Source organism: Bacillus sp. 220_BSPC (assembly GCF_001054655.1).
Lineage (GTDB): Bacteria > Bacillota > Bacilli > Bacillales > DSM-1321 > Peribacillus > Peribacillus frigoritolerans.
In genome coordinates this window covers 1-6,666 of record NZ_JVPL01000287.1, presented here as the reverse complement: position 1 = coordinate 6,666, position 6,666 = coordinate 1, and the positions used below count along the sequence as shown (strand labels likewise).

At 36.0% G+C, this 6,666-nt stretch carries 3 protein-coding genes and 3 pseudogenes; 3 read left to right on the top strand and 3 right to left on the bottom strand.

Annotation, left to right across the window (positions count from 1 at the left end; all coding sequences use genetic code 11):
- Both ADA55_RS22910 and ADA55_RS22905 read left to right on the top strand, forming a co-directional pair.
- Nucleotides 1-667: pseudogene (locus ADA55_RS22910) on the top strand (GerAB/ArcD/ProY family transporter); the annotation flags it as partial.
- Nucleotides 668-936: 269 nt separating this feature from the next.
- A pseudogene (locus ADA55_RS22905) lies at nucleotides 937-1,593 on the top strand (IS1595 family transposase); the annotation flags it as partial.
- A 134-nt stretch (nucleotides 1,594-1,727) separates the two neighbouring features.
- Here ADA55_RS22905 and ADA55_RS22900 read toward each other — a convergent pair.
- Both ADA55_RS22900 and ADA55_RS22895 read right to left on the bottom strand, forming a co-directional pair.
- A complete protein-coding gene (locus ADA55_RS22900; protein WP_048687790.1) occupies nucleotides 1,728-2,762 on the bottom strand; it encodes a serine hydrolase domain-containing protein in 1,035 nt (344 codons plus the stop codon).
- 157 nt (nucleotides 2,763-2,919) lie between these two features.
- Nucleotides 2,920-3,348 (bottom strand): annotated as a pseudogene (locus ADA55_RS22895) (phosphoribulokinase); the annotation flags it as partial.
- 332 nt (nucleotides 3,349-3,680) lie between these two features.
- Between ADA55_RS22895 and ADA55_RS22890 the strand changes: the two are divergent.
- The gene (locus ADA55_RS22890) at nucleotides 3,681-5,153 is read left to right on the top strand and encodes a flavin monoamine oxidase family protein (protein ID WP_048687788.1); all 1,473 of its coding nucleotides are present in this window, start codon (nucleotides 3,681-3,683) and stop codon (nucleotides 5,151-5,153) included.
- Between the two features lie 147 nt (nucleotides 5,154-5,300).
- Here ADA55_RS22890 and ADA55_RS22885 read toward each other — a convergent pair whose 3' ends face one another.
- Nucleotides 5,301-5,852 carry an MEDS domain-containing protein gene (locus ADA55_RS22885; RefSeq protein WP_048687787.1) on the bottom strand — a complete coding sequence of 184 codons (552 nt, stop codon included), beginning with the start codon at nucleotides 5,850-5,852 and terminating at the stop codon, nucleotides 5,301-5,303.
- Nucleotides 5,853-6,666 lie beyond the last annotated feature (814 nt).

Sequence of the window (6,666 nt, the reverse complement as noted above, 5' to 3'; positions counted from 1 at the left end):
CTTTTTGAAATTATTTTACCTTTGACAGTTATCCTTTTTTTGGTTGTTACCTTTATGAGCTTCAAAATATTTGAGATCGATAATCTGCGTCCGGTATTAGGAGACGGAGTCATCCCTGTACAAAAAAGGAGTAAAAACAACGGCTCTCGCTTTTTCAGGGCCTGAAGTCATGTTACTGCTTGTTCCGTTTATGAATCAGCCAAAAAAAGCAGTAAAAGCCCTGCTTGTTGGAGTTACCATTCCATTGATTTTTTATGTGATAACGGTCGTAATGGTTATCGGGGCATTATCTGTTGATGGAGTGGTCCTGAGAACATGGCCGACACTTGATCTTATACGGAGTTTTGAAATCTCCGGTTTGATCTTTGAAAGGTTTGAATCTTTATTACTCGTGGTTTGGATCATGCAAATATTTGCTACATTTACCATCACATACTTTGCAGCTGCTTTAGGGCTGGCTCAACTTACGAAAAAGAGCATTCACCCATTCATGTTTGGCTTGCTTCCGATTCTATACATCCTTGCCATGATTCCGAAAAATATCAATGACCTATTTAAACAAGGAGATTTCGTCGGCCATGTCGCATTGTTTTTATTTGGTTTACTCCCGCTTCTCCTGCTTATCATCTCAAGAGGAAAGGGAGGAACAGATGAAACAAACGCATAAAAATATACGGCCTCTCTTCGTTTCCCTCTCAGTTCTTTCGCTCTAATTTCATACAGGATGTTGAAGCAGTCATGAAATTGAAGAGCAAAGTTTAGGAATAGGTTTGGCATTTGCTAAAGGCAAGAAGTCCTTCATTGAGAAAGAGTTAAATGAACAATGGGATGGATATTTGAGAAAAGACCTGATTACTTCAACCTATCAAATTATCACTCCACAAGTAGCAAGTTCAACAACGAAACAATCAGGACCACAACAAAAATCTTATGTTAATCACTCACGTAACTGCTTTTTACTGGAGACATAAAGTGTTGTCTGCTCTTGCGAAAGAAAGTATCGGCACATTTGAAGGAATAGTAGAAGTAGAAACTTATTTCTTAGAAAGTCATAAAGGTCGAAAAGTAATCCCAACTCGTAAATCAAGAAAACGTGGTGGTTCGGCTGCTAAAAGAGGTATTTCCAATGAACAAGTCTGTGTTTTGGTCGCAAGAGACCGAAACAAAACAACCCTCTCGAAGCGTGTCGGTTCAGGCAGAATTCTAACGGAGCAAATTGATAAAACCCTCACACCGCACTTCGAAAGTGATACGATTCTTATTTCTGATGCCCATCATTCTTATAAGTCTTTTACAGCTAATAACAACGTGGAACACATAATCATAAATGGAAGTAAGAAGGAATATCTAAAGAAAGGCATCTATCATCTTAACAATATTAATAATTACCATTCTCGGTTAAAGAAATGGATAAGTCGATTTAATGGAGTTTCTACGAAGTATTTGCAGTTATACCTGGTGTGGTTTCAGTTCCTAGATACTCGGAAAATGGAAAACGATTTAAGTAAGAAAAAGCTGATGCTTATTTTAGCGAGTGTTCACGGAACTTGGGAAACCTCAGATACATTAAGACTTAGAAACACAGCCTTCTAAAAATCATAAGGTATCTCTAATGTGTTAATCTATATATTTATCAAAAAAAATCACCACATTATTCCATTTTAAATGAACTTGGAAAAGTATCTCCAAGCTCATTTATTTCACTATCATTTTTAGTTCAAAAACAATTAAAAGGTAAGGGCATTGTATATATCTCCAATGATACCCTTTAATTGATGAATCCCTAAATCTGTATTCGTCATAATGACCATTCCAGTTTCTAAATAAGGATACGCCACCATCATACATTGATAGCCTACACCCCAGCCAAGTGATGAAATTTCAATTTCTTGGTCTGAGCCATCTAAAAACAATCCAAGTCCAGTCCACTCTTTACAACCTTGTGATTTAATCATTTCTTTTGCTTTACTTGAAGAAAGACCAATCTTACTCTCACCTTTTAATGAATTTATTAATTCAATAACCAAAATGGCTAAATTCGAAGGTGTTGTCAACAGTCCAGATGCTGCTGGATAAGGATATATAGGATATTTTCCGTCTACTAATCCACCATTTTTGTTATGACCACAAGAAAAATCTTCTCTTTCCTCTTCTGATATTGTCATTTCTAATGTGCTGTTGTTCATTCTTAAAGGCTGAAATATAAGTTCATCTATAACCTCCTTGAAAGGTTTTCCAGTCACATCTTCTATTAATTGCTGTATGATGCAAAAACCTGCATCTGAATATTGAAAGTCGCTACCTGGTTCATACTGCACTTCAATAGGTAACCTACAATAGGATGTTCTTCCCTCCAACAGTTCAACCATTGAAGGAATTTTAATTGAATTGAGTTCAGTAAAACTACCTTCAGAGTCAATAATTCCAGATTGATGACTTAGTAAATTTCGAAGTGTAACTTTATTATTTTTAGTTAGTTCATTATCGGGAACTTTCCACGATGAAAGCCGGATGTTTACCTCTTCGTCTAAATCAAGAATACCTTGTTCTGTTAGTTTCATAACTAAAATTGATGTTAGAAACTTACTAATTGAACAAGCATTAAAAACTGAACTACTTTTCACATTTTTATTAGTTCCTGTTTCAAGTAAACCATAGCATTCTGATTTACTGATTTGACCGTTTTCAATTACTGCAATGCTTAAACCAGATACATTATAATACTCCATACGCTCGTTAATGTTTATATTTTTTAGGTTCATATGAGACCTCCCATTTGTAACATAATTATATCACTAATGCGAATGTAAGTTCTCGTTTAAAAGGGCATTTTTGGTTAAAGTAACATGCCTCGTTAGTTAAGATAAAGCTTTCACAATTATTATATTTTATAAATCAACCTTTACCTTTAACTTAGCCTAAATCAAATAAATCTGGATTAATAAACGCGACACTCATTCCTTCTATAATCGTTACTTTGTTTTTCGAAGAAATTAACTCACTTTTCATATAATGCGTATCTATTGTATATAAATCTAAACCATCTCTAACCATCTGAACATCTCTTTCTAAAGAATGCAAATGATGAGCTGATGGATGGCAAGCCGTCATTTTATAACGATGATTTTCGTTTTGATATGTATAGTCGATAACTGCATGCTTTCGTATGTTCGAACTAACAATATATGGATCTGTATTAATATAATTCACTTCATTTTGATTTAGTAGGATTGCGAGCCTATTGGCAAACGTCGTTTTTCCTGCAGCACCATGTCCTGAAATGCCAATAACAATCTGTTCATCAGTCATTCTGACCCAATTTATGATTTCTTGTAATAACTTATCCATCCCTCTCCCCCTTTTACTAAAATAATGCTCTTTTCAGGCATAACTTACAAATTCCAGATGAAGCATCTGATTTCCTTTCTTACTCCAGAATATGGCCAATTGTTGAATAAAGATCAAACAGTACTCTTCAACTATCCTGCCCCGTTAGTTCCGTAAGAAAAAGTTTGCCGCAGCAACCTCCTTTATTAAGTAAAGTGGGGTCTCCTTTGCTTTATTTAATAATTTCATTTGTGCCTCAGCTAATAAAGTAGATATCCATAAATAGTAGGAACTCATAGGCATCTATACAAGTGAATACAATGTAATAAATCTATTTTACTGGAGGAGATGAGATGCCTAATAACAAAGATAATCAATTAACGACTCAACAAATGATTAGCATTATTAGAAATGGGCTTAAAAAGTCGCAAGTTCCCAAACATATTACTATTGTTGGCGCAGGACTAGCTGGAATGGTTTCGGCTTCCCTATTGCAAGAGGCGGGGCACATCGTCACAATTCTTGAATCAAATAACAGGGTAGGCGGACGTGCCTATACCATACGCTCCCCCTTTAGTAATGGGCTTTATTTTAACCCAGGCCCAATGCGTATTCCTGATGTTCATTTTTTGACCTTAGAGTATATTAAAAAATTCGGGTTAACCCTAAACCTGTTTATTAACCGAACTCCAATGGATATTCTTTATCTCAATGGAATCAAAACACGTCTTAACATTTTTGAACATTCTCCTGGCATTCTAAACTTTCCCGTTGCCCTAAATGAAAGAGGTAAAAGCTCAGAGGAACTGCTGAAAAAAGCTACACAGCCAATTCTCGATTTTATTAAACAAGACCCAACGAGAAATTGGTATCTCGTAGAAAAAGAATTTAAAAACTACTCACTAGGTACCTTCTTAAAATCCTACCATTATCAATATGGAACGACTTTTTCAGATGGCGCGGTTGATATGATCGGTGTACTCCTTGACTTAGAAGCATATATGGGGATGTCATTTATTGAAGTTTTGCGAGAAGAGGCGTCCTTCAGAGCAAATCGTTTCTATGAGATAACCGGTGGTATGGATCTACTGCCAAAGGCATTTCTCCCGCAAATAGAAGAAGTTATTATGTTCAATCAAAGGATGACGAAAATTGTCCAACATAACAACAGAGTAACCATCCATTCCACCCATCAGCACACCTTAGAGGATTCCACCATAACTGGTGATCTTGCCATCATAACCATCCCCTTTTCAGTGTTAAGATTTGTGAAAGTTGAACCATACCATTCTTTTTCCTATTATAAACGGAGAGCGATTCGTGAACTGAACTATATGAGCGCAACAAAAATCGGAATCGAGTTTAAAAGCAGGTTTTGGGAAAGGCACTATCAATATGGTGGTAAATCCATAACCGACCTTCCGATTCGATTCACTTATTACCCAAGTCAGGGGATTGGTACAAAAGGGCCAGCTGTGGTTTTAGCAAGCTATACATGGGCGGATGAGGCTTTAACATGGAACGGACTATCCAACGAAAATCGCATTCAATATGCTTTAAAGAACTTAGCTGAAATTTACGGAGACCAAGTCTATTATGAGTTTGTGTCAGGAACTTCCTTTAGTTGGGTCGATAATGAATATTCTTCTGGAGCTTTCACTGCTTTTGAACCGGGTCAGGAAACCGAGTTGCATCCTTATATCCCTATACCTGAAGGAAGAGTGCACTTTGCCGGTGAACATACTTCGCTTACCCACGCTTGGATGCAAGGGGCGATTGAATCTGGAATACGGGTTGCATATGAAGTGAATGACTTGCCAAAATAAAACAGGAAAAATAGATAAATTAGGACTTATAGAAATTTCTTATACAACTAAACTGCCCCTTTAGTTCAACAAGAAAAAAGCCGCCGTTCATGCAGTCAGTTTAAAATATCAAAATGAATTAGGTGAGAACAAAACTAAACATAGCAACTATACTATAATTGGTCTGATGTAATAAGCGGAAGGACGAAGTTCAATGTCTGTCATGAGGAATTCATGGCTTTTCATTAAATTTTGCATTATAGATTCAGTTATTGTTGCTGTATCATATGCGCAAACTGATACTAACCCCATTTCATTTACGCTTTTATTTGCTACTTCTTCAAATTGATTTATTTTTTGTTCTATTTCTAGCTGATGCCCCCACTCTACATGAGCCCATGTTCGAATCGTTAAATTTTCATCAAGGAACGGTTTTAAAATTTCTTCAAAATCCGCTACAATCGTTGGCGTATGAAAATCCCCGTGTTTACAGTAGAAAGCAAAGTTGTCTGTATAGTGTACGTTAGACAATTCTTCAGCGGTAAGCACTAATCTAACTTTATTAAATATCCTTACAGAAATGCTTTCATTTTCGATTAATATTATATGGTCTCCTTGTTTAATACCGGAGACTATAAAAGAGACAGCATTCTCTATATAATAGTCAATTTGTTCAAAGTGATAAAATATATGTTCTCCATTGGATAATTTCAATTCCACATTATGGTCTCCTTTTTAACTGTATTGTAACACTACAAAACATACTTCAAGACAATTGAATATCGGAATAAAAAATATATTTTCACAAACAGTCATTTACCTAAAATATGTTTACATAACAGCACTTATCTTAAATTTTCATACTTTTCAGGATATATTCCCTTAGATTCAAGGATTCGGCTGAGATTTCTTTGGGTAAAGATTCTAAAAGCTGATAATAAAGCATTCCACCATAATTTAGTCCTGGATAAAGAATGTTTAATGCTTCAACACCACGTTCGTTGAGAAGATTTAAACGTTCCTTGGTTGCTCTAAAGATGCTTTTAGATTTCCCAACAAGTAAGCCATAGTGCTGCCTCCCCATAGATGCTCTATGTTAGTGGTCAATTATTTATATTCAATTGTTACTACCCGATTTATATATGCGCTTAAACCATTATTCTTTTTTGCCGAACCTTGTTGAACTAACCTCCCTCTATAAACATTGATGTATCAACGGTTTGCACCACTCGGTGTATTATGGGAATTATTTTTTCATTCTACTTTTAAACAGAGTATTGAAATTCTGGTTTTTATTACTAAATTGAGCGTACGCTTCGCTAAAACTAATGGAAATCATTAGCTTTTTCTCCACTATGTGATGCACAATAGATCTCTGCGAAACTTATGATGACGTACCCTCCCATGTCTCTTAGCGTCATTTGCGCTTACATTCCTTCGTTCGGTCTATTCATAAGGCGGAGGCCTGCTAAGCTGCCCCGGGGACTCTTGGTCTTAGTTTAGTAATGTTGCTGGCTTCTCCGTGTCATCCTTC